The organism is Clostridium sp. CM038 (assembly GCF_055081105.1).
This window is the reverse complement of the sequence record NZ_CM143651.1, coordinates 967,194-991,673: the sequence shown is the minus strand read 5'-3', so window position 1 is coordinate 991,673 and position 24,480 is coordinate 967,194. Positions and strand designations below refer to the sequence as shown.

The 24,480-nt window shown below is 31.7% G+C and carries 21 protein-coding genes and 2 riboswitches; of the genes, 5 read left to right on the top strand and 16 right to left on the bottom strand.

Translation table 11 applies throughout. From position 1 onward, the window contains the following. Window positions 1-68: 68 nt before the first annotated feature. Entirely contained in the window at window positions 69-230 is a 162-nt protein-coding gene (locus ACWJKS_RS04465) for a hypothetical protein (RefSeq protein WP_165413130.1), read from the bottom strand. A 520-nt stretch (window positions 231-750) separates the two neighbouring features. Between ACWJKS_RS04465 and ACWJKS_RS04460 the strand changes: the two genes are divergently transcribed. Next, the gene (locus ACWJKS_RS04460; protein ID WP_165413131.1) at window positions 751-1,077 is read left to right on the top strand and encodes a helix-turn-helix domain-containing protein; all 327 of its coding nucleotides are present in this window, start codon (window positions 751-753) and stop codon (window positions 1,075-1,077) included. 50 nt (window positions 1,078-1,127) lie between these two features. Next, window positions 1,128-2,621, top strand: coding sequence for a DUF1538 domain-containing protein (locus ACWJKS_RS04455; RefSeq protein WP_165413132.1), 1,494 nt, complete (start codon window positions 1,128-1,130; stop codon window positions 2,619-2,621). Between the two features lie 107 nt (window positions 2,622-2,728). Here the strand turns inward: ACWJKS_RS04455 and ACWJKS_RS04450 are convergent, their stop codons facing one another. From ACWJKS_RS04450 to ACWJKS_RS04435, 4 genes are all read right to left on the bottom strand, one after another. Then, the gene (locus ACWJKS_RS04450) at window positions 2,729-4,507 is read right to left on the bottom strand and encodes a peptidoglycan D,D-transpeptidase FtsI family protein (protein ID WP_462960514.1); all 1,779 of its coding nucleotides are present in this window, start codon (window positions 4,505-4,507) and stop codon (window positions 2,729-2,731) included. Window positions 4,508-5,027: 520 nt separating this feature from the next. Further along, window positions 5,028-6,020 carry an adenosine deaminase gene (gene add, locus ACWJKS_RS04445; RefSeq protein ID WP_216302904.1) on the bottom strand — a complete coding sequence of 331 codons (993 nt, stop codon included), beginning with the start codon at window positions 6,018-6,020 and terminating at the stop codon, window positions 5,028-5,030. Between the two features lie 92 nt (window positions 6,021-6,112). After that, window positions 6,113-6,212: riboswitch (purine riboswitch) on the bottom strand. Between the two features lie 68 nt (window positions 6,213-6,280). Continuing rightward, window positions 6,281-7,291: a lysostaphin resistance A-like protein gene (locus tag ACWJKS_RS04440; RefSeq protein WP_462960513.1), complete on the bottom strand. Its 1,011-nt coding sequence runs from the start codon at window positions 7,289-7,291 to the stop codon at window positions 6,281-6,283. Between the two features lie 243 nt (window positions 7,292-7,534). After that, window positions 7,535-9,625 carry a PAS domain S-box protein gene (locus ACWJKS_RS04435; protein WP_462960512.1) on the bottom strand — a complete coding sequence of 697 codons (2,091 nt, stop codon included), beginning with the start codon at window positions 9,623-9,625 and terminating at the stop codon, window positions 7,535-7,537. 281 nt (window positions 9,626-9,906) lie between these two features. Between ACWJKS_RS04435 and ACWJKS_RS04430 the strand changes: the two genes are divergently transcribed. Further along, window positions 9,907-11,121, top strand: a complete 1,215-nt coding sequence (locus tag ACWJKS_RS04430) for an alanyl-tRNA editing protein (protein WP_216302907.1) — start codon at window positions 9,907-9,909, stop codon at window positions 11,119-11,121. Between the two features lie 189 nt (window positions 11,122-11,310). On the opposite strand, the gene ACWJKS_RS04425 is transcribed toward ACWJKS_RS04430, so the two are convergent. From ACWJKS_RS04425 to glpK, 5 genes are all read right to left on the bottom strand, one after another. Further along, complete coding sequence (locus ACWJKS_RS04425; RefSeq protein WP_462960511.1) at window positions 11,311-12,684, bottom strand: C40 family peptidase; 1,374 nt, start codon at window positions 12,682-12,684, stop codon at window positions 11,311-11,313. A gap of 18 nt (window positions 12,685-12,702) precedes the next feature. Continuing rightward, window positions 12,703-13,332 carry a thiamine phosphate synthase gene (thiE, locus tag ACWJKS_RS04420; protein WP_462960510.1) on the bottom strand — a complete coding sequence of 210 codons (630 nt, stop codon included), beginning with the start codon at window positions 13,330-13,332 and terminating at the stop codon, window positions 12,703-12,705. Then, window positions 13,322-14,158 (bottom strand): hydroxyethylthiazole kinase, encoded by an 837-nt coding sequence (gene thiM / locus ACWJKS_RS04415; protein ID WP_216302910.1) that lies wholly within the window; start codon window positions 14,156-14,158, stop codon window positions 13,322-13,324. Before thiM ends, thiE begins: the two co-directional genes overlap by 11 nt. Window positions 14,159-14,363: 205 nt before the next feature. Next, a complete protein-coding gene (gene thiD / locus ACWJKS_RS04410) occupies window positions 14,364-15,188 on the bottom strand; it encodes a bifunctional hydroxymethylpyrimidine kinase/phosphomethylpyrimidine kinase (RefSeq protein ID WP_216302911.1) in 825 nt (274 codons plus the stop codon). Window positions 15,189-15,334: 146 nt separating this feature from the next. Further along, window positions 15,335-15,445: riboswitch (TPP riboswitch) on the bottom strand. Between the two features lie 69 nt (window positions 15,446-15,514). Then, complete coding sequence (gene glpK, locus ACWJKS_RS04405; protein ID WP_216302912.1) at window positions 15,515-17,005, bottom strand: glycerol kinase GlpK; 1,491 nt, start codon at window positions 17,003-17,005, stop codon at window positions 15,515-15,517. Window positions 17,006-17,328: 323 nt separating this feature from the next. On the opposite strand from glpK, the gene ACWJKS_RS04400 reads away from it, so the two are divergent. Continuing rightward, window positions 17,329-17,688 carry a hypothetical protein gene (locus ACWJKS_RS04400; protein WP_216302913.1) on the top strand — a complete coding sequence of 120 codons (360 nt, stop codon included), beginning with the start codon at window positions 17,329-17,331 and terminating at the stop codon, window positions 17,686-17,688. 119 nt (window positions 17,689-17,807) lie between these two features. On the opposite strand, the gene ACWJKS_RS04395 is transcribed toward ACWJKS_RS04400, so the two are convergent. Together ACWJKS_RS04395 and ACWJKS_RS04390 are read right to left on the bottom strand one after the other, a co-directional pair. Further along, a complete protein-coding gene (locus tag ACWJKS_RS04395) occupies window positions 17,808-18,095 on the bottom strand; it encodes a hypothetical protein (RefSeq protein WP_462960509.1) in 288 nt (95 codons plus the stop codon). Window positions 18,096-18,251: 156 nt separating this feature from the next. Continuing rightward, window positions 18,252-18,851: a 50S ribosomal protein L25 gene (locus ACWJKS_RS04390; RefSeq protein WP_216302915.1), complete on the bottom strand. Its 600-nt coding sequence runs from the start codon at window positions 18,849-18,851 to the stop codon at window positions 18,252-18,254. A 551-nt stretch (window positions 18,852-19,402) separates the two neighbouring features. Here ACWJKS_RS04390 and ACWJKS_RS04385 point away from each other — a divergent pair. Further along, a complete protein-coding gene (locus ACWJKS_RS04385; RefSeq protein WP_462954258.1) occupies window positions 19,403-20,521 on the top strand; it encodes an AI-2E family transporter in 1,119 nt (372 codons plus the stop codon). Window position 20,522: 1 nt separating this feature from the next. Here ACWJKS_RS04385 and ACWJKS_RS04380 read toward each other — a convergent pair whose 3' ends face one another. From ACWJKS_RS04380 to ACWJKS_RS04365, 4 genes are all read right to left on the bottom strand, one after another. Beyond that, window positions 20,523-21,965 (bottom strand): MDR family MFS transporter, encoded by a 1,443-nt coding sequence (locus ACWJKS_RS04380; protein ID WP_220286501.1) that lies wholly within the window; start codon window positions 21,963-21,965, stop codon window positions 20,523-20,525. 135 nt (window positions 21,966-22,100) lie between these two features. Continuing rightward, window positions 22,101-22,466: a DUF956 family protein gene (locus ACWJKS_RS04375; RefSeq protein ID WP_462960508.1), complete on the bottom strand. Its 366-nt coding sequence runs from the start codon at window positions 22,464-22,466 to the stop codon at window positions 22,101-22,103. 244 nt (window positions 22,467-22,710) lie between these two features. After that, window positions 22,711-23,622, bottom strand: a complete 912-nt coding sequence (locus ACWJKS_RS04370) for a PTS system mannose/fructose/sorbose family transporter subunit IID (RefSeq protein ID WP_462960507.1) — start codon at window positions 23,620-23,622, stop codon at window positions 22,711-22,713. 19 nt (window positions 23,623-23,641) lie between these two features. Beyond that, window positions 23,642-24,448 carry a PTS mannose/fructose/sorbose transporter subunit IIC gene (locus ACWJKS_RS04365; protein ID WP_462960506.1) on the bottom strand — a complete coding sequence of 269 codons (807 nt, stop codon included), beginning with the start codon at window positions 24,446-24,448 and terminating at the stop codon, window positions 23,642-23,644. Window positions 24,449-24,480 lie beyond the last annotated feature (32 nt).

The window sequence follows — 24,480 nt, the reverse complement described above, 5'->3', positions numbered from 1 at the left end:
TTATAACTAAAAAACACCCATAACTCTTTAAATAAATTACTTTTATTTAACAAATTTGTTTTGTAATTTTATTTGAGTACTGCCTGTGCTATTCTAACAAGTTGCTCTTTACTTAAAGCTTCAAGATACCTTTGACGTTCCATAAAAGTACACTCTTCTAAAAGTTTTCTTACTCTATGAGTTTCTATATAAATACCTGAAAGCATTAAATCTTTACTACTCGAATCCATGTAATGCCTCCTCCAAATGTTATAATATATTGTTGCAGACCCTTCGCTGTAGCCCTTATCTATTAATTTAACAATACATGCTTTTCTATCTTGCTTTTCAAAACATTCACAAAGATTATATATTTTCTGAAGCATTATCATCTTTCTTTTCCTTCCTTCTTAATCATCCACGAAACATACAAAATACAAGTTTTTTGTATGTTTTTTCATCCACGCTTAATTTCCAATCACTTTCTATTATACCATATTTTATATAAAAAAAACAGCAATCCGTATACAAATCGCTGTTTTTTTTTGGAAAACCACTAACAAATCACCAATTTATTGTAAATCAGTGCTTTGTTAGTAAGGATATATAATTAACCACATCCTTCATGATTTATTTCCTTCCATTTCAACATTTATTCCCTCTATTCTTCAATAATTACGGAACCTATGAGAACCGAAATGCATGATATTGTTGCTTTTAGGTTACAAATATGTTATACTTACAATATATTATTTTAATGGAGGTATTATCGTGAGCGATATTGGGAAATTTATTTTTGAACATAGAACTTCAAGAAATTTATCTAGTCGTAAGCTAGCTTCACTTGCAGACATAAGTCATACGGAGATACATCGACTTGAAAATGGAGAAAGAAAGAATCCATCACCACTGGTATTAAAATGCATAGCAAGAGCTCTTGAGATGCCCTACGATGATATTATGAAGGCGGCAGGATATATGGATAGCACCCATTCTCCTATTACCACTGTACACCTTACTGGCACTGATGATCTAACCGACCAAGAACTCGAGCAAGTGAACAATTTCATTGAATTTTTACATATTAAACGCAAATAAATAACAATATATATCCTAATTTTTAGACTTTAAATGGAGGTGTCTTATATTTGAATATCATTATTAAAAAATTTAAAGAAGTTTTATTTTCTGTACTCCCAATTACTTTAATAGTATTACTATTGAATTTTACAATCATCCCTCTTGAAACACATCTAATACTTAGATTTTTAATAGGCGCAATTTTCATAATATTTGGACTGTCTATATTTTTACTTGGTGTGGACACTGGAGTTACCCCTATTGGTACTTTAATGGGAAGTTCTCTTGCTAAAAACAGTAAAGTATTGGTCTTAGTTTTTTCGGGATTAATACTCGGTTTTTTTATTACAATTGCTGAACCAGATTTGCAAATTCTTGCTTCTCAAGTTAGTACTGTAACATCAGGATCAATAACTAAACTTTCGATTTTAGTTGTTGTATCTATTGGTATTGCAATTATGCTATCTATAGGTTTATTAAGAATAATTTATAATAAATCATTAAAGAAAATGTTAACTGCAATATATTTGGTTATTTTTGTTCTATCTTTATTTACATCTTCTGAATTTTTAGCAATATCATTTGATGCTTCTGGTGCTACTACGGGCGCAATGACCGTTCCATTTATATTAGCACTTGCGTTAGGAGTGTCTTCACTAAAAAAAGATGGAATATCCTCGGAAGAAGATAGTTTCGGACTAGTAGCAGTAGCATCCACAGGCGCTATTTTATCCGTTATTATTATGAGCCTTATATCAAAGTCTGATAAAATTGTTGGCGACCTAAGCACTAGTACTGTCAGCTCAACCTCAATTATAAATCCATTTATTGAAAAATTTCCAACTATGATAAGTGAAGTTTTTTTCACCTTGCTTCCATTATTATTATTATTTTTTATATTCAATAAAATATCATTTAAGCTTTCAAAAAAGGAATTTTCAAAGATATTGAGAGGTATTCTATATTCTTTTATTGGACTGATATTATTTTTAACAGGAGTAAATGCTGGTTTTATAGAGATTGGAACTGTAGTCGGACACAGTATTGCTTCCCTACATAGTAGTTGGATTCTTGTCATTGTTGGGTTCATACTTGGATTAGTGGTAATATTAGCTGAGCCGGCTGTGCATGTACTTACAGATCAGATAGAAATTGTTACTCATGGATATATAAAAAAGAAGGCAGTAATTTTTACTCTTTCTATCGGAGTTGCCTTTGCAGTAGCATTATCAATGTTAAGAATAGTTGTACCCGGGATTCAGTTGTGGCATTTTCTTTTACCAGGATACGCAATTTCAATTATTATGTCATATTTTGTGCCGAAACTATTCGTAGGAATAGCATTTGACTCTGGCGGTGTAGCTTCTGGTCCAATGGCAGCAACTTTTATTTTAGCCTTTGCACAAGGTGCCGCTGAGGCCATTGAAGGAGCGAATGTATTAATCGATGGATTTGGCGTAATTGCCATGGTTGCTTTAACTCCATTAATTGCTTTGCAAATTTTAGGTTTGATCTTTCAGCATAAGGCTAAAAAAGAAGGAATAAAAATAAATGCAAAATAATTCTAACACCTGTGAATGTTAATTAATATTCGATACTTATTCAAAAGACAAAGAGCAGATCTCATCCCTAATATGGGATGAGATCTGCTCTTTATTTTCATTTAGTATTAATTTGTATCACTCACATTTTCCGTAGACATGTTAAGTATTCTAAACAACCCTGAAAATAACTTACGTGCTGCCGGTACTGCTGTCTGGGCAGCATAATATTTTTCCGGGTTTGGCTCTTCTATTGTAACTATCAATGTTACCTCTGGATTATTAGCAGGAGCCATACCTGCAAAGGATGCTACATATTTACCAGAACCGTAACCCCCTGCGGTACTGTTAACCTTATTTGCAGTTCCTGTCTTTCCAGCTATGCGGTACCCCTCCATATAGGTATCCTTTCCAGTTCCCTCCTTAACAGCTCTTTCCAAATACATTCTTAATTCAGCTGCTTTTTCTTTGCTGGTTATAACCTTTTCACCAAGATTATCATATTTTTTATCCACAACTTTTTTATCTTCCACCATGTGTGATATCTCTTTCATAACATGGGGTCTTATCCATGTACCTCCATTAGCTATTGCATTGAAGGCAGCGATATACTGCACTTGGCTAACCGCTACACCTTGCCCATAGGCCATTGTAGCAAGATCAATAGGTTTAATACTATTTAAATCCTTTATTAAGCCAGTACTTTCACCTGGCAAATCTATACCGGTTTTCTGTCCAAAGTTAGCCGCCTTTAAAAATTCATAAAATTTTTCCTCTCCAATTTTTTGTCCCAGCTTAACAAATCCAACATTATCGGAATTTTTAATTATATCTGAAAAAGTCTCAACCCCATGATTTTCTTTATTATCATTATACAATGTTGTACTTCCAACCTTAATGCTTCCATTACTTACAAATCGGTCCTGGTCCGTCACCACGTTATTTTCAAGTGCAGCAGCAGCTGTTATAACCTTGAAAATTGATCCTGGCTCAAACACATTACTGATAGCTCTATTCTTCCATATTTCCTGTACTTCACTATCTGTTTTCCCTTCTACATAAGGCTTATTTAGATTATATCCCGGTGTATTAACCATAGCCAAAATTTCACCATTTTGCGGATTCATAATTATTATGCTTACAGACTTTGCACTATTTTCATCCAATGTTTCTTTTGCTACTTTTTCAGCTAAATTTTGAATTTGTTCATCTATAGTTAATGTTAAATCCTTTCCATTTACAGGTTGAACCGTGGTTGCTTCTTTATAGGGCAATTCATTATTATTCCTATCCACTTCTGTCACTTTTACCCCGGGAATACCTGCTAATTCATTATTATAACTCTGTTCTACTCCACTTATTCCATTTCCCTCCAAATTGGTATGTCCGATAACCTGGGATAAAACGCTATCATTTGGATACATTCTCTCTACATCGTTTGAAATTATTATGCCATTATATTTCAAATCTTTAATCGCATCTACAGCCTTCTTATCAACCTTTCTCTTCAATGATACAAATTTAAGTAACTTGCCATTGCCATCTTTGCTATCTAATATTTTTTCAAATTCGCTCTTTTTAACATCCAGTTTCTGCGACAATTGTTCAATGGCTTGTTCTTCAGGTATTTTTTTAACTTCTAAGTATCTTTTAAATACATTTAAATCAACATCAACCCTGTAAACATCTGCACTTAATGCCAATTTTGAACCGTTTCTGCTCAGAATCTCCCCCCTTTGGGGAGCTATTTTTATAGTTTTTGTCCAATTGTTTAATGCCAGCTGTTTATAATCTGGCCCATTAATAACCATTAAATAAACCATTCTACTCACAAGACCCATAAATGCTATGGAAAATAACATACCTGCAAAAAAAATCCTTTTACTTCTCACCCTTTTTCTTTTCAATTTGCTCACCAACCTATTTAAATAATTTCTTCCGACGTTTACGCACTTCCCTCCTCTTTGTAAGTTACCAATATATTAGAATTTATTCTAACATTTATTCGCGTGAATTTTAGTTTAACATAAGTATATAGAAAATACCCAAGTATTATATTTTGTATAATATACAATTAAGGGATAAAAATAAATGTAAAATAATTCTAACACGTGTGAAAGTTAATTAATATTCGAAACTTATTTAAAAACAAAGAGTAGATTTCATCCCTAAATATGGGATGAAATCTGCTCTTTATTTAAAAAACTTAATTTGTAATCTAGTCTTCTATTTCGCTCATTTCTTTTTTTAATAAATCTATAGGATTGACATATCCTAGTGTTCCACACATCAAATTGCCCGCCCATATATTAAGTTCTACTAAATTTAGATTATCACTTGGTATGTATTTAACCTTATTTAAATAATATCACTTATAATAATATTATTCTACCAAATTTTTGATTAATATACTAGGGTATTAATCACTTAGATATATTTCCTTAACCATTCCTTTGTTTCTAAATCAGCAAATGCTGCATCAACACTATTAAGATAAATTTGTTTATATTCCTCAAACGTAATGTTAAATTCTCTTAATAATACATCGCATTCCTTAGTCATATTTGTGTCAGATACAGTTCTATTATCAGTATTGACGCTCACCCTTATTCCATCATTAAAAAAATCATAAATTGGGTGTTTTTCAAAAGTATCAATTGCTTTAGTCTGGATGTTACTTGTTGGACACATTTCAAGAGTAATTCCTTTATCTTTTACAATGTTATAGGCTTCAATGCAGTCTTTAATAAATACTCCATGACCTATCCTTTCTGCCCCCAAAAGTTCCACTGCTTCAAGGACATTTTTTCCTATTCCCGTTTCACCTGCATGGATAGTTACTCTATATCCATATTCTTTAGCTAAGGATATAGGTTCTATAAATTTTTCACAAAAGCCTTCTCCTTCAGATCCACATAAATCTATTGCAACTACACCTTTCAAGAGGTACTTTCTGCCAGCTTTTACAACCTCAAAGGCTTTATCAATAGACATAAATCTCATGCAGCAAAGTATTACATTTCCTTTTATATCATATTTCTCTTCTGCATATTTGATCCCAGATATTACACTCTCTATTACGTCTTCTACACTTAAACCCTTTGTTATATGAAGTAGTGGTGCAAATCTAACTTCAATATATTTTACATTTTCTTTTGCACAATCGCAAAGAAGTTCAAATGTAATTCTTCTTAAACTCTCCTTTGATTGCATTACTAAATTCGGAATTTCAAACCTTTTTAAATACTCATCAAGAGATTTACATTCTGCTGGGGCTGTAACTTCTTTTCTAATATTTTCAATATCATAGTAGGGAATACTTATACCCTCTTCTTTTGCTATATCAATTATTGTTCCCGGTCTTACACTTCCATCCAAATGACAATGTAAATCAATTTTAGGTAAATTTTTAAATTCCATATTGTCCTCCTTTTAATTTTAATGACATTTCAGCTCCACAGGAGATGATTTAATTAGCAAAAAATAAAAAATCCTGACCACAAAGAAGATAAACATAATTGTATCTTCTTCGTAATCAGGAATTATAGGTTCCTGGTAGAAACCCCCAAACCATATTATTGGGGTTATACGATTTAAAATTTGTATTTTTTATATTTTATCATAAAGAAAAAAATTGTCAAGCTGTAAATTCCCCGGTACTCATCTTCGCAGAAGATGCTTTAATACCTTAGAACAACCAGCACAGTCATAGAAATAAAATATATAACTAATGGAATATATTGTTTTTTATCTATATCTATAATTTCTTCTTTTCTTGCTATATATTTTCCTTCACTGTCCTTTTCTTCTTCAATGAGTTCTGATTCATATTTTCCCTCTTTATATTCTTTTAATTTTCTTAAGTTTATAAATAATATAGATCCTCCGATTAGTAAAAATATTGAAGCTCTAAGTAAAATTACAGTTAAACTAGCATCCATTGCATCAGTTGTCGCAACTGCTTGTACTTGTGTTTGATCTATCACACCATTCTTTATTCCATTATCCGCAAGCTTCATATAATTCATTACGACTTTACTTAAAATAAAAGATATTGCATTATTTACTGCATGAAGTGTCATACTCCCTACAAGCGATCCTGTATATTCCCTTACCTTTAATAGAACAAGTCCTAAAAACATTACGTAAATAATTTGCATTACATTACCATGAAAGGTTGCAAAGATTGCAGTTATTATAAAAAATTTAATTTTTTTATTTATCCCCTCATAAGCATCTAAGAAAATTCCTCTAAAAAATATTTCCTCAAAAAATGCTGGCACCAAAACTATCACCACTAACCCTAATAATGTTGAACTACTGTTTAGTAATTTAGATATTGCCATACTATCCTTTATTGCAATGGGAAATAACTTCATGCTTATCATATTAACGCCTATTGCAAAAATATAAGTACCGACTGATATAGACATAATTAAAAAAACTTGCTTTAGAGATATCTTCTTTATTACCATTACCTTATTAAAGCTTCTTTTAGTAATCCTGCAATATAATAAAGCAATTCCACCAAGTGCTATAACACTTGACCCTCCAGAAAGTAGAAGTGAGGTATCCCCGCTTATAGAACCCTGTAATCTAAATACCTTTATTGCTATTAAGGGTATTGAAATAAATAACAATAACGCTCCTAATAATAAACTATTCGCTAGTAGTATTCTTTTATCTTTCATAAATTTTCTCCTTAAAACATAAGATTTTCTTCGAATTAATACTTTTTTAAGCACGGCATTAATTTCACTAAATACTAATACCCCAATATATATAATAAGCTAATCACCTAAAATAATCAAATTCTTAAATTCCACTATCTGTTACAGGATTTTCACTTAAAAAACCTACCTTGCAGGGTGGCTTATAAAAAAAACCATGCTATTTATAGCACGGTTTCCTGTATAACCCTAAGGTAGTAGACATTAATATATATCTGAAAACTCAATCTTAATCTTTTCAATATTACTATTAACACTCAAATTATTATCAACAAAAACTTCCTCAATATCTAGTAACTTTTTTATAGGAAGTTCAAAACTAAATTTACTTCCTATATTAATCTCGCTTTCTAAAAACATTTTACCTCCATGCATTTCTACTAACGACTTAACTAAAGATAATCCTATGCCACTCCCTTCTCTATTTCTCGTAAGTGACTTATCAACTTGAATAAATCTTTCGAAAATACATTGTTGCTTTTCTTTTTCTATTCCAATACCTGTATCCTTAACAGAGATAACAACACTATCTTTTTTTTCAAAAATATATACTAAAATATTTCCACCTGAATTTGTGAATTTTATTGCATTTGAAATGAGATTCAACATTATTCTTTCTATTTTATCTTTATCACAAGCTATTATTTTTTCTTCCATTTCTGTATCAAATAAAAGTGATATTCCTTTATTTGATACATACTCAGCTACAGACAAAGTTATTTCCTCTATAATACTAACAATATTACAATTACCTAAATGAATTTCAAAATATCCCGCATCTATTTTTGTTACATCTATTAAGTTGTCAGTCAATCTTATTAATCTATAACAGTTTTGTTTCATAGTTTTTAAATATTCCTTGCTTTTACCCTCATTTACATTAAAGAGTTCCTTGAATTTAAGTTCCATAAGCTGGATCGTACCCGAAATAACATTGATCGGTGTTCTTAATTCATGAGATATATTCGCAAAAAAATCCGTCCTAAATCTATCATATTTTATTGCTTGATTTAAAAATCTTGTCTTTTCCTCATTTTCTTTCATTATCCCTTCGTTTTCAAGTCGCTTAGTAATATCTCTTGATGACAATATTAAGGCTTTAACTTTATTATTATCATCTAATAATTTACTACCACAAATCTCTAACCATACAATATCTCCATTTGCATGCAAGCATCTACATTTGAATTTTTCATTTGTAGTTGAAGTAATTAGTTTTCTAATTTCCCTTAATACATTTTTCTTATCATCCCCGTAAACAAAATCAAAAACGTGCCTTTCAATGACATTATCTGTAGCATACCCAAGTATCGCCTTTTGAGCAGCTGTAATATATTTAATTCTACCATCAGTATCTGTTTTTATAATCATATCAGAAGTATTTTCAGTTATCTCCCTTAATAGTGTTTCACTCTCCCTTAGATTTCTCTCCATCTTTTTTCTTTTGTCAATATTGCGAGTCACTATTAAAACTGCTAGCTCCCCCTTATACTTAAAAGCAGCTGTGCCTAACTCAACATCAATAACAGACCCACCACTTGTAAGAAATTTCTCTTCAATAAATGGTGTCGTCATTCCGCCTTCATATATTATATTTATTCTACTCCTAGCAATATCAATGTAATCAAGATGAACAAACTCCATAATACTTCTTCCAATTATATCCTTAGAGTCCTTCACATCGAATAATCCTTCAGTCGCAGGATTAGCTAATACTATTTTCCCACCGCTGAGCACACATATAGCATCAGGAGATAATTCAAATAACTTTTTATATTCTTCTTCACTTTCAATTTTCTGAACTTTAGCCTCTTCTATACTTATTCTTTCCATAACAGCCGCAACCTGAAAGCAAATTAGCTTAAGCATTTTTAAATCCATATTACTATATTCAAGATTTTTCTCTATGTATATAATTTCTAATAACTCTTCCTTGTAAATCAATGGGTAAAAAACTTCAAAACCTTCACTACCTTTATTAATTACTTTTTCTTTTTTGCAATCACAGACTTCTTCTATAATGCCTCTAAATATATTAGAGGTGTCTTTAATATTTCTTTCATTATAAAAAATTGCTTCACCACACTGCTCTTTCCATTCTATTACTACTTCAAAATTTCTATTTACACACTCTAAAATTAATACCCTTTTAACTTTAAAATAACTATTTATTATATTAATTAACTTGCTATGCAAAGCATTTCTATCATTTTCAAATAACAAAACCTTTGATAACTCAATAACTTTATCAATATCTGTTTCTTGTAATACATTATCATTAACATATTCACTCATTTTAATTTCCCCTTTAAAAATCCATTGAAATGTCGTTAACTTTATAACTGAATTGACTTATTTTTAGAACATTCTCAAAATATTATATTCTACAAAATATAGTGTAAACCTTTTTTTTTCGGATTTTTCTTTGTATAATTTAGAATTTATTACTAATTTATGACAAAATCAAAGTAAAAACCCGGTATTATTTTGTAGCATAATATTTTTATGGTACAATTAGATTAAAAACACATCATGTATTCTATTGAAGCCTAGCTCGCAAAAGGAGATGCAAAACTTTGGAAAAGTTATATTACGAAAATCCATATCAAGCAGAATTTACAGCTGAAGTCATAAACGTAATCCAAAAAGAAAACAAGTATCACGTTGAACTTGACAAAACCTATTTTTACCCTGAAGGTGGTGGTCAACCAAGTGATACTGGATATATAAATGGTGCTGCTGTAACCTATGTGTATGAAGAAGATGAAAAAATTTATCATGTAGTTGCCGTGAACCCTTTAAAAATTCATAGGGTTAAATGCATCATAGACTTTGATAAACGGTTTGACTATATGCAACAGCATCTAGGGCAGCATATACTTTCTGCTGCTATTTCTGATCTATTTAATGCAACTACTATTGGGTTTCACCTCGGCACGGATTCTACAACTATTGATATTGATAAAGTTATTGGCAATAATGAAATTAAAATTGCCGAAAAAAAAGCTAACAAAATTGTATTAGACAATATTAAAGTAGAAGTACTATATCCAACTAACTCTGAACTAAAAAAATTATCGCTTAAAAAACTCCCAATAAAGGCTGGTGAAAAAGTAAGAATAGTTAAGATAGGTGATATTGATATAAACCCATGTTGTGGTATACATCCTAGTTCAACTATTGAGGTTCAATTAATTAAGGTTACAAAATTTGAAAAGTATAAGACTGGAATAAGAATTGAATTTATATGTGGACAAAGGGCTGTTTCTGATTATGCCTTAAAACATGAATCCATGGAAAAAATGTCTAAACTTTTTTCCTGCAATAATGCTACAGTTTCGTCCGTTGTAGAACGACTTTCAGATGAACTTAATAAAGCACTTACTGAAAAAAGGGCCCTAAAGTCAGAGGTTGCGCAGTACGAAGTTCAAAATATGTTAGAGGCAGCCCCAAAAATAGAAGATATCAGGATGCTTAAATGCATTTATGATAATGGGGATTTAAAATATACTAATATGTTAGCAACAAAATTAGTATCCTCTCCAAAAGTTATAGTCTTATTTGGAGTAAAATCTCAAGATAAAGCAAATCTTTTATTTATGTGCTCTAAGGATTTGAATATAATTAGCATGAGCTCTATTTTAAAAGATGCCATAACTCTAATAGACGGCAAAGGTGGTGGAAGTGCCTTTTCAGCACAAGGTGGTGGTAAGAATAATAATAATTTAGATTCTGCGCTAGATTATGCATGGAGTAAAATCCACGCTGATATAATTTCTAGGAACAAATAATAGTGCAATCTATGAAGTTTCTCCTACGTGACTTGAAATAAGAGATTGAAACGTGAAATTTCATTAAGAAATTCTAATGTTTCTGCTCTTCTTATTTCAAAACACTATGGATAAACTTCATACTATATCGTATATCTATATTTATTGGAGGAGCTCTTGCTTTTCGCTGGACCGAAATGGTCAGGCTAATTAATCCACATTAACAAAATCTCTAGCTCCGTATAATCCTTCAATATATGTTTTACCATCCTCTGATAATACTATACACAATGGAGAAACCATCACTTCGCGTACCTTATAATATTTTAAGCTCCCGTCCTGCTGTGGTTTATAAAAGCCTGAAAAATCATGAATAGCATAATATTGACCTTTTTCTTTACCTATATAAATCATTGTATGTCCATTCATAAATACTGGCGTTCCAGGCTTCAATTTATTCAGTAACTTTTCTCTATCTCCCATAGTCATATTTTCCGGCATTTCATAGAAATTGCCCACTGCGAGTTTCCCCTGATCCTCTGAATTCCTAGGAAGCTTAATACCCATAGTTCTATAAACATCCATTATAAAACTTGCACAATCTCTAGAATTGAACATTCCACCCCATCCATATCTTTCGCCTAAAAATTTAAAGGCATTAACTATGATATTTTTTCTGGTATAAGGTAAGTACCCTAATGAGATATCTTCATTTTTTGCAATCAGAGCTTTTTTGAATTCTACATTTCCCTTATTATCTCTTGTTGGAAGCTTAACCACATAATTACCTGCGGAATTTTGACCATAAATATCACCTTCTATTTCCTTAATATCTGCAAGTGGTATTTTAATTCCCATGTCAAATTTCACTTCTGATAATTGCTCATTTAATGGGTTATAATTTGTAAATACTCTTTTCCCTGTAGTTACTAAGAAATTTTCTGTTTTAAGATAATCAAAAATTTCTTCTTTACTAGATATTGCCACATCTTTTTCGGGTATCCATGCTAAATAATTATACATCTGTGCAAAATACCACTTTTTATCCACACTTGATAGCAGAATTACAATTGGTTCAACAGGATAAACAGCTGTCTCCTGAAATCTGTCAAATTCATAGTTATCTCCAGTTTTAAATATTTTATCATAGGTTGGGAATGTCCTCATCACAGTCTTTCTAATGGTTATTGCATATTTGATATCGAATAAGTCCATTAATTTTTCAATATTGCAATTCTTTATTAACTTATTATAATATTCTTGAACTACTAATTTCCCATCCGCATGGAATCTTTCATATTTGGGCATAGAGCTAATAGTATTTATCTTGTTTATTAATTCTTGCATACTAAAGGATTCTTCGTAATTTTCTAAGTCCACAATTGATCCAACAGTTGTTAAACTACTCTTGTTGTATGCTTCAATCTCCTGTACATTCATAATATCTTTATTCATGCCACTCAATTTTGTCCAATAGTTCATGCAAAGCATTTTTTCCTTTAATCTTGGAATATTTGAATAGATTACCTTATCTACCTCGTTTCCAGATAGGTTCTTTTCGAATCCAGTCGGCTTGATAAACATTATAAATCCCCCCCACTATTATTTCTGCTTTATGGAAGAACATAGCCTTTCTGCTGATGACCTTACAGATTTTTTCCCAAGAATATCTGAAACAACAGCTATTCCATCAATATTTGCTATCTTTAATAAATTTACATTTTTTTCATTAATTCCACCAATAGCAACTACAGGGATAGAAATTTTTTCTTTTATTTCTTTTAAACATAATACTGAAACTGCACTTGCATCATCTTTAGTAGTTGTAGGAAACATCGCCCCAACACCCACATAATCTGCTCCTTGTTTTTCTGCCCTTTGTGCTTCCTTAAGTGTTGCAGTAGAAACCCCTAGTATCTTATTATCTCCTATTATACTTCTCGCGATAGTCGCTGGCATATCACTTTGACCTATGTGTACCCCCGCTGCATCTATGGCCTGTGCAATATCAATTCTATCGTTTATTATTAGGGGAATCTTATATTTATCTGTAATAATTTTTATTTTCACTGCAATATTATAAAACTCTAAAGTACTTAATCTCTTTTCTCTAAGCTGGACTAATGTAACCCCGCCTTTTATTGCTTCCTCCACCGCTGCAAATATATCTAAATCCACTAACACATCTCTATCTGTAACGAGATAAAGGCTATAATTCACATTATTCTTCATTTATTTTACTCCTTTCCATTATTAGAGCTTCAGATAAACTGTAAATAGCATCTAGCATTTTCACTTTAAATGTTCCTGATCCTTCGCTATTTTTATCTAAGCTTTCATAAGCTGTTTCTCCTGCAATACCCATTGAAACAATTCCTGCGAGTGCTGCTATTAAATTATTATCTCCAGCGCCTAAATAACAACCAATAACGGAAGTACACATACATCCTGTACCTGTAACCCTAGACATTATTTTATGACCGTTAGATGCGGTGTAAAGAGTCTTACCATCTGATATAATGTCTACAGCACCTGTTATAACTACTACCGTATTAAATTTAACAGCAAAATTCCTTGCCATTTCTTTCTCTCTTGTAAATTCATTACTATCTACAGAAAAACTCTCACTAGCATCTACACCTCTTGTTATAGTTTTAATACCATAAATTGTTTTTATTTCAGATAAATTCCCTCTAATAACTGCTAATTTCACTTCATTTATAATTCTTTTGCAAGTTTCTGTTCTATAAGTTGTTGCACCTACTCCGACAGGATCTAAGATAACAGGTATGTTTAATTCATTTGCCATCTTTCCTGCCTCAATCATAGCCTCTATAATTACACTATTTAATGTTCCTATATTTATAACAAGTGAAGATGCAAGTGATACCATCTCGCGAACTTCATGAATATCCTCCGCCATAACCGGTGACCCACCTATTGCTAGTGTAATATTGGCACAATCATTAACGGTAACATAATTTGTTATTTGGTGCACCAATGGGGTTTTTTCTCTTAAATTGTTTAGTAATTTAATTATTTTCTTATTAATTTCCATTTTGACATCATCCTCCAAATTATTGTTTATATAAATCCTGTAATAATCATAACGGGCATTGTAGCTCCAAGTAATAAATAACGTTTTATAAAGTAATATCTACTGCTATAAATATGATACATACTAATACATTATTTACTCCCCTTAAACTTTGTGTTATTAAGTTTACAGAACTCGCTGCTAAAAATCCAGTTTTTCACTATCCTTAATCATTTGCCATCCCTGCTTTTTTATATAATTCGTAGAAATGATTTGTAGGTCCCACCCCATGCCCAATATCTAAAGAATGCTTTATAGCAGTTGTTATATACTGCTTTGAATTTTTTATTGAATCCTTCATGCTATAGCCAAGCGCCAAATTTGCAGCTATGGCTGAAGACAAAGTACATCCAGTTCCATGAGTATTTTTTGTATTTATTCTCTCAGACGTAAAATGTGTAATTTCACTTCCATCATAAAACACATCTACGGCTTCCCCCTGCATATGTCCTCCCTTTAAAAGCACATTTTTGCATCCTAGCTTGTACATTTCTTTTGCTGCACTTTCCATATCTACTACTGTTTCAATGCTCGTAATATCTGAATTTACTTCTTTTAAAATTTCTTCAGCCTCTGGGACATTAGGTGTAATAATTGACGCTAGTGGAATTAATTTTTTAACCAAAGCCGTTTTTGACTCTGGCTTTAACAGTGAATAACCGCTTTTTGAGATCATTACGGGATCGAGTACTACGTTTTTAGGCTTGTATTGTTTTAATTTCTCACTTATCACATCAATAGTTGAGATCACAGAAACCATACCAATTTTAACCGCATCTACAACTATGTCTGTAAAAATAGCATCAATTTGTGCCTTGATGATTTCTTCGCCCAAGTCTTGCACTGCAAAAACCCCCATAGTATTTTGTGCTGTTATCGCTGTAATTACACTCATCCCGTATACGCCACTCGCACTTAAGCTTTTTAAATCTGCCTGTACACCTGCTCCTCCTGAGCTGTCAGAACCTGCTATAGTTAAAACTTTTTTCATATCAATTCCCTCCTAAAATAATTATTTTTTAAATGTTAAATCATCACCTGCGGCACTATTCATCCATTTTATTTATAAAACAAAAAACACAAACCCATAGGATTCGTGTTTAAATTATCTTGATATATAAAAATATATACATATATAATACACCAATAAACAACTTCCTACGCTGGCATTATCCAGATCAGGTTATAGGGTCAAAGAATTAAAGTTCTTTCTCTCAGTTGGCCTATCCAACTCCCCTGTGTTAGGTTATTCTTTTATATTTCATATGTTAATAATAGCATAACAAATTATTATTAACAATTAATATTTCGTTACTACTATTCAAGTTTTATGCCTGATCTTTTAACAGCTATATGCCATCCATGAAGTAATTCTTTTCTTTTTTCTTCTGTCATACTAGGTTTGAAACTTCTTGATATTGCCCAATGCTTTGCTACTTCATCTTTGCTCTTCCAATATCCTACTGCTAGCCCTGCAAGATAAGCCGCACCGAGTGCTGTAGTTTCAGTAACCTCTGGTCTGTCTACTTGAACGTTTAAAATATCAGATTGAAACTGCATTAAGAAATTGTTATTGCAAGCTCCTCCATCTACTTTAAGTTCTGTAAGTATAATTCCAGAATCTTCTTGCATTGCTTTTAAAACATCATGTGTTTGGTAAGCAAGCGCTTCGAGAGTTGCTCTTATTAAATGTTCTTTCTTTGCTCCTCTTGTAAGACCTACAATTGTTCCTCTTGCATAAGGATCCCAATATGGTGCTCCAAGTCCAACAAAAGCCGGAACTACATATACTCCATTTGTATCTTCTACCGCATTAGCATATTCTTCGCAATCAGCAGCATTGTCAATCATGCGTAGCTCATCTCTTAACCATTGTATAGCTGCTCCAGCTATAAATACACTACCCTCAAGAGCATACTCTACTTTTCCATCTATTCCCCAAGCAATCGTTGTAAGTAATCCCTGTTTAGATTGAATTGCTTTGTCTCCTGTATTCATAAGCATGAAGCAGCCTGTCCCATATGTGTTTTTGGCTGTTCCTGGTGAATAGCAAGTTTGTCCAAATAATGCCGCTTGTTGGTCTCCAGCCGCTCCAGCAATTGGAATTTCCCCTCCAAACAATGAAATATCGGTGTTGCCATATACACAACTTGAAGGTTTTACTTCTGGGAGCATTGATTTTGGTATGTTCAATGTTTCTAAAATTTCGTCATCCCATGTAAGTTCATGAATATTAAATAGCATTGTTCTTGAAGCATTAGAATAGTCTGTTACATATGTTTTTCCTTTTGTTAAATTCCAAATTAACCAAGTATCTATATTGCCAAACAATAAATTTCCTGCTTCAGCTTCTGCTCTAGCGCCTTCTACATTGTCCAATATCCATTTTATTTTTGTTCCAGAAAAATAAGCGTCTAAAATCAATCCCGTTTTAGCTCTAACAATTTTATCAAATCCTTTTTGTGTTAATTCATCACAAGTCTCTGCAGTTCTTCTACATTGCCATACAATTGCATTGTATACCGGAACTCCCGTTCGTCTATCCCAAACTACAGTAGTTTCTCTTTGATTTGTAATACCTATTGCTGCTATATCAGACGCCGTAGCATTAACTTCAGCCATCGCTTCTGTTGCAACGCTAATTTGACTTGACCATATCTCCATTGGGTCATGTTCTACCCACCCTCCTTTTGGGAAAATCTGAGTAAATTCTTTTTGAGCGGACGTTACAATAAGTCCCCTTTCATTGAATAGAATACACCTTGAACTGGTTGTACCTTGATCAAGTGCCATTATATATTTAGCCATTTTAGCAAAACTCCTTTTTGAAATTAGTCTTATTGAATCGTTTACACATTAATAAATAAAAAAATACGTTAAAATATCATTATATTTAGTATAACTGATTATTATATTTATTGCAATATAACTTATAAACTTCACTATTTAGATTTATTTTTTAAATATCACATCGTCGCTGCTACAATATATAATAAGATCTTAAAATTTTTACAATCCTAAAATTTCAAGTAAAAATTCTCAATATTTTCATCTATATTTTAAGATAAAATGGGTAAACTATATACTGTACTTGATTAGTGTAATTTTTATATTAGAAGGGAGAGATACTTATGAATAACAATTTAGAAGAAACAAAAGAATTAAATAAACAATCAGCAGCTAATGGAGGTTCAAGCTCTTACTCAAATGCTGGTATGTCTAGTAGCACTAGTGCTTCCACTCTACAAGAAACAATTCAATTAAATAATGAATCAGCTTCAAATAAAGGTACTAGTGGTGTTTCAAATTCTGCTATGTCAAATATGTCTAGCAGCACTAGTGACTCTACTTTAGCAGAAACAAAACAATTAAATAGTCAATCAAGTGCTGGTATGTCTAATATGAGTAGTAGCAATAGTGATGCTGCTTTAGAAGAGACAAAAAAGCTAAATAATCAATCCTATGCAAATAAAGGTACTAGTTCAAAATAAACTTTTATTTATATGTTCTTTAGATTCCATTTAATAATTTTTCGATGATATGATACTTTTTAAAGGAAGCCATTTAATTAAATGGCTTCCTTTAATATTTATTTTATTGTTATAATAACCTATTCTTCTATATAAGTAATATTACCATCAAAAATGTAATTCAAAGAAGTTTTTGTACCTTCTAGTGCATACATCATTTTTTCAATTACCACTTGTTCTCCTTTGCTAGTTGTTATAGAAAGTTTATCTACTTCATTAACTTCAGACTTTAGTTCAAATTCATATATAAAATCGTTTATTAGTCTTATCCACTCGGATGTGTCATTAGAACCTATATTTTCTCTCTTTCCGAAATCTTTTAATGTTCTATCTAATTGTTTTTTTGAATATCTCAATATATTTGCCATTCTTTAGCCTCCTAATTTTACTCACAATAATAAGTATCTATTTGCTTATATTCTTTTTCTTACCTCATCATCAAAACATTTTAAATTTTATCCATAATAGATAAAAGGATGAACTTTTCATGTTCATCCTTTTATTATTATATAATTACTATTTTATTATTTAGCTTCAGTTTCAGCAACAACTGCTTCAGCTGTAACTTCTTCAGTCACTTCTTCTTTCATTTGTGCTATAGCTGCGTAAATTTGATTTTCATCATCAGTAACTTTTATTTGATTATTTAAATCAAAGTCCTTTATTGTAATTGTATCTCCAAGTATTTTTTGTGATATATCAATACTTATTCCATCAGGTAATATACCCATGCTTCCAACAACATCTATCTCAGCTTTATAAATCTTCAACTCAAGTAGATTGGCTGCTACATTCTCTTCTCCCTTGAAAGAAATAGGTAATTGCATTTTTATTTCACGATCTTTAGAAACAAGTTGTACGTCTATGTGATTAATTTTTGCTGTTACAGGATGTCTTTGAATTTCTTTTATAAATCCAAATTTTTTATCTTCTCCGTATTTAATCCATATTTTAGCATTAGAACCATGTTTTTTAAGAATCTTTATTAATTCAACGTCTTGAACCTTTATTGAAGTTGCTTCCTTAACGCCATCGCCATACATTACACCTGCAATAAAACCTTCCTCTACAAATCTTTTATTTGTTGGAATTCTTTCAAATGCATCTAAAATCATTTCTTCCATAATAATTCGCTCCTCTTGGCTTATAAAGCCTTTCTGTTTATTATTTTATGTACATATGTTACCACTAATAATTTTCACTAAAATTTGTGTTGAACTTTAAAATGATATGATTTTTTTAACTACAAGTAACTGAAAATTCAATGTATATAATTACAAACATTAAAAGACAACATGAATTACCCTGCTGTCTTTCATGTTTTCATAAATATATTTATTGAATTTCCATGTTATATCCATTATTTATACAAATAAATAAAAAAATCAGCATCACTACCTAAAAGATAACATTAGTATTTAAATATAACTATATTATAGCACATTATTGCACATGTTTGCAAACAGAAATTGTAAGGTGTGTTACCTATTTCTGTAACCTACTATTATTACGCAATATGTCGTTAATTTTTTTAAAAATGAATATTAATAAATTGTTTTAAGAATGATATAATTAAATAAGCTACAATCATCTTCTTCTAATCTACAATATTACAATTACATAATACTACATTGATCTTATAACAAGCGGCTAAATATTGACTGGAGGAATTGCATTGATTAAATATAAAAAGATACCATATATACAGCTTGTCCCTATTATTATAATTGCCCTTCTACTTTATAGAATAGTAAACAACGTTGAAAATATAGGTTCAATATTAAATAATTTTTTTTCTTTACTTACTTATTTTATTTGGGGTTTCGTCATAGCTTATTTACTTAACCCGCTTATGGTGTTTATTGAAAAGAGAACAAAAATGAAAAGGATTTATAGTATATGCATAATTTACACATTATTTATAGGCATAATAATTTTTATAATCACTTTAGTTACTCCTAATATTATTAAAAGCTCCGTTGATTTATTTAATAATATCCCTCACTTTGCAAATAAAGCGTATAAATGGTCTACCAATTTTTTATCTAAAAATGAACTACTAAACAAATTTGATGCTACTTCTTACTTAGATAGTTACCTTAGTTCTTTTAATAAGGATGTATCTGCATATTTTAGCCCCGGTTTTCAACTTATAATTGATTACCTAATGGGTTTGGGTTCTTTTTTTATGAAATTAATGTCTGGAATCGTAATTTCAATTTACTTCTTGATTGATAAAGAATCTATTATTTTTAATCTTAAAAAATTTGTTTATTCTGTTTTAAATGAAACAGTTGCTATTAAAATAATTGATTTTTTTAAGATAGTTAACACTACTTTTAAGAAATATTTTGTTGGGAAAATGATTGACTCTATTATTTTTGGTATTATTACTTTTATAGGATTTACGATATTAAAAATACCTTACGCTTTACCTTTTAGTTTAGTAATAGGTGTAACAAATATGATCCCTTATTTTGGAAATATTATAGGGATGGTTCCCGCTGTTATAATAACAATATTCTTTAGCCCAATGAAATGTGTTCAGTTGGTACTATTTATTACAACCTTAAGTAATATTGATGGGTGGTTCATATCTCCAAAGATTATTGGAGATAAGGTTGGGATTAGTCCACTACTTATAATACTAGGAATTGTTCTTGGGGGAGGTTTTTTTGGTGTTTTAGGAATGTTACTTGGAGTTCCCACTATAGCCTTAATAAAGACCCTACTAGAAAATTTTATGAATAAACAAATTAATGATAAACAAATTGAAGAAAAATTAATTAAATAACTTATTGTTCACATGAATTATTTTTTAATTTTGAGTCAAATATAAAAGAAAGTGCCAATGATGCTAAAGCAATTATGATAAATATTATAAATACTTCATGAAGCCCTGAATTTAAAGCTTGCTTTATCTGCTGCAAACTTACTCCACTACTCAAAGTTGCCTTAGAATACAAATTGTTAGGTTCTATTCCCTTTCTTCCTATATTATTGAAATATTTAATTATATTCATATTTAATATAATTCCAAAAACACTTACGCCTATAGTTTGACCTAGTGTACGCACCAGGGAATTCGCTGCTGTAGCTGCGCCTCTTTTGTTATATCCCACTGACTCTTGTACCATTATTGTTAATGTAGTAAAAGCTCCTCCAAATCCAAATCCCATAATGAACCCATAAACTATAACTGATACTAATAGAGATTCACTACTTAAAGTAGACAAAAACACACAACTAATAAGCAAAATTAGAGTAGATACGCCAATCACTATTCTTCCACCATATTTAGGGATAGCTTTAGACAAAACAAATGAAGATAAGAACCAAGCAATAGACATAGGTGCCATAGACACTCCAGCAACTGTAGGACTAAATCCTAAAACATTTTGCATATATATAGGTAAATAAACCTCTATTCCTATTAAAATCCCTGCGGCTAAAAATGTTATTATATTTACAATGGTGCTACTTTTTGTGAAAATTTCAAAAGGTATAATAGGCTCATCCGCTCTTTTTTCCACATAATAAAACACAATCATCACTGCAATTGTAACTACTAAAGCTATTATAATATTATTTCTTCCACCTGCTAAGCTACCCAGTAAAAACGTTATAATTGCAACTGAAAATAATAAAGCACCTACATAATCTATCTTATGTTTCTTTTTCTCAAAAGTTTCAATTAGATTTCTTTGTAAAATCACTATAGATATTATTCCAAAAGGTAGGTTTATAAAGAAAATCCAATGCCATGAGAAATTGTCTATTAAAAACCCCCCTAAAAAAGGACCAGCTAAACTTGCTATCCCCCATACTGTACTTAACCATCCTTGGATCTTTGGCCTTTCTTCAACAGTAAAAATGTCACCCAATATAGTATAAGTAACTGTAAATATTGCTCCTGCTCCCATTCCTTGAACTGCACGAAAAGCTATAAGCTGATACATGTTTTGTGATAACCCACAAAGACAGCTCCCAACTAAAAAAATTATTATTCCAATAGAAAGAATGTTTTTTCTTCCATATAAATCAGCTAATTTTCCGTATATTGGTGTAGAAATGGCTGTTGTCAATAAATAAGCAGAAAAAACCCAACTTATAAGTTCAAACCCATTTAGCTCTTTAACTATTGTTGGTATCGCAGTAGTCACAACTGTTCCCTCTACAGCTGCAAGGAACATTGACACCATTAATGCAATGACTATACTTCTTTTTTTTGATTTCATCCTTTGTTACACTTCCTTTAATGTGATGATTATCATCTATATTTAACCTAAAGTACAAATAAACGACAAATATCATTTTACCATTAATTATAAATATCTGCACAGTAAATTAAAAACTGCCAATTAGTTAAATCATCACCTGCGGTGCTGCACCGCTCGTTTGAGCACATCAAAAAAACTTAACGAATTAACCATATGATTTGGCTCAACATATTTTCGAACAGCACGAAGCACTTTTTTTGCTTCTTTAGAAGAAAAAGTATAGGTAACATTTTTCTTCGTTTGGATTGCATATCGAGGAATCCACTTTCCTTTTAGCAATACGGACGCAATGACATAGTCAACCTCTTCCCAAGGAATTTGAATATATTTGCGAGAATCACGAGAATTATAAAACTCAAAACCTTTGTCGCCGATCATAATTTTCCCATAATCTGCAAACCCCGTAAAAGCTGTTGCATCAATTACTAGATCCACCTTTGTATTTAGTGATTGAACCATACGATCTACCTCTTTTCTATTTATACACACATTTGTTTCTATTAATTAATAAATCATTGTACAATGATTGTTGACTATAGTATATAATATACATTCTGAAGATGAAATAATCAAGTTCCGCAAAGCACAACCGTCAAAAACAGTTTTACTAGACATAAAATTAAATCATCTCCTGGGTCGCTGCAATATTAACATAGAAAGTAATAAAAAAACCCAGGCCAAAAGCCCAGGTTGGGTAAAAATATTACATTAAACCGATTAAGTGGAAAAGAATCCCGACTGCGAACAGCCCAAAAATAATTGTAATTGGAGATACTTTCTTCTTAAGCAACCACATACAAAGTAATGTCAATCCTAATCCTGCAATTCCAGGAATCAAAGAATCCAAGTTATTTTGCAATGTTGTAACCTTAACATCAGTTAATGACAAGCCACCCGATTGTTGCAACATAGCTTGTTTAATACCTTCCGCTCCTGCAGGAAGGCTGCTCCAATCAATAAAGGCACCCTTAGCTAACTTAACGGCTGATACAGTCGGTGCAAATACAACAGATACCCATCGGTTAACTAATGATCCCAAAATGAACATACCAAGGATGGATGCTCCTTTTGTAACATCTTGTAGTAAATTACCTGATAAATCATCGGTAATACGAGAGCCTGCTTTGTAACCAAACTCTTGTGTATACCACATAAATGACATACGGATGATATTCCAAGCGAAGAAAAAGATAATTGGTCCAAGGATGTTACCACTCATAGCAAGAGAAGCCGCTAATGCCCCTAAAATTGGCCTAACAGTAAACCAGAAAACTGGATCTCCGATACCAGCTAAAGGTCCCATCATACCAACTTTAACACCTTGAATAGTTATGTCATCGATTGGTAGACCATTCGCACGGTCTTCCTCTAAGGCTAATGTTACACCAATGACTGGTGAAGCTACATATGGGTGAGTGTTAAAGAACTCCAAGTGACGTTTCAATGCAGCTGCACGATCTTCTTTAGTCTTATATAATTTTTTAATTGCGGGAATCAATGCGTATGCCCAACCACCGTTTTGCATTCTTTCATAGTTCCAAGACCCTTGAAGGAAAAATGAACGGAACCAAACAGAAATACGATCTTTTTTTGTTAATTTTAATTTATTTGCCATTTTCATGTTCTCTCCCTTCTTAGTAAGTGTCAATAATATCGCCTAATGGATCACCAGTATTTGAGCTTCCACCATTACCTGAGCCGCCTTGTTTAGTAAGCTTTAAGTAAATAAGAGCCACACATACACCGATTGCCCCTAGTCCGATAAGTGTAATTTCTGAAATAGTTGCTAACACAAAACCAATTCCAAAGAATGGCCATACTTCTTTAGTAGCCATCATGTTGATTACCATTGCATAACCAACAGCTACGACCATTCCACCACCAATTGCTAAACCACCTGTTAACCAAGTAGGCATAGCTTCAAGTACTGAACGAATCGGACCAGCACCAATTGCTAAGATCAAGACTGCTGGAATTGCAATACGTACACCCTGCATACAAATAGCAATGATATGCCACATTTCAACTTTTCTGATATTTCCTTGTTTAGCAGCAGCATCCATGAAATGTACAAACACTGTAGCGATGGTACGACAAATAATTGTTAATAATAGCCCTGCAACTGCTAGCGGAACAGCAATAGCGTAAGCTGCTGGAACCCCTGCTGTACCTTGGCCACCAAGAACTAGAATAATTGCAGATGCAACAGATGCTAGCGCTGTATCTGGTGCTACGGCAGCACCGATATTTGCCCAACCTAAAGCAATCATTTGAAGAGTACCACCTAAGATTAGGCATGGCACTAAGTTACCTGTAACTAAGCCGATTAACGTACACGCAATTACTGGTTGGTGGAATTGAAATTCATCCAAGATACCTTCCATACCAGCTATAAATGCCACGATAACGACTAATATCATTTGGACAATATTTATATCCATGATTATTAATCCCCCTTTTTCATTTAAATAGT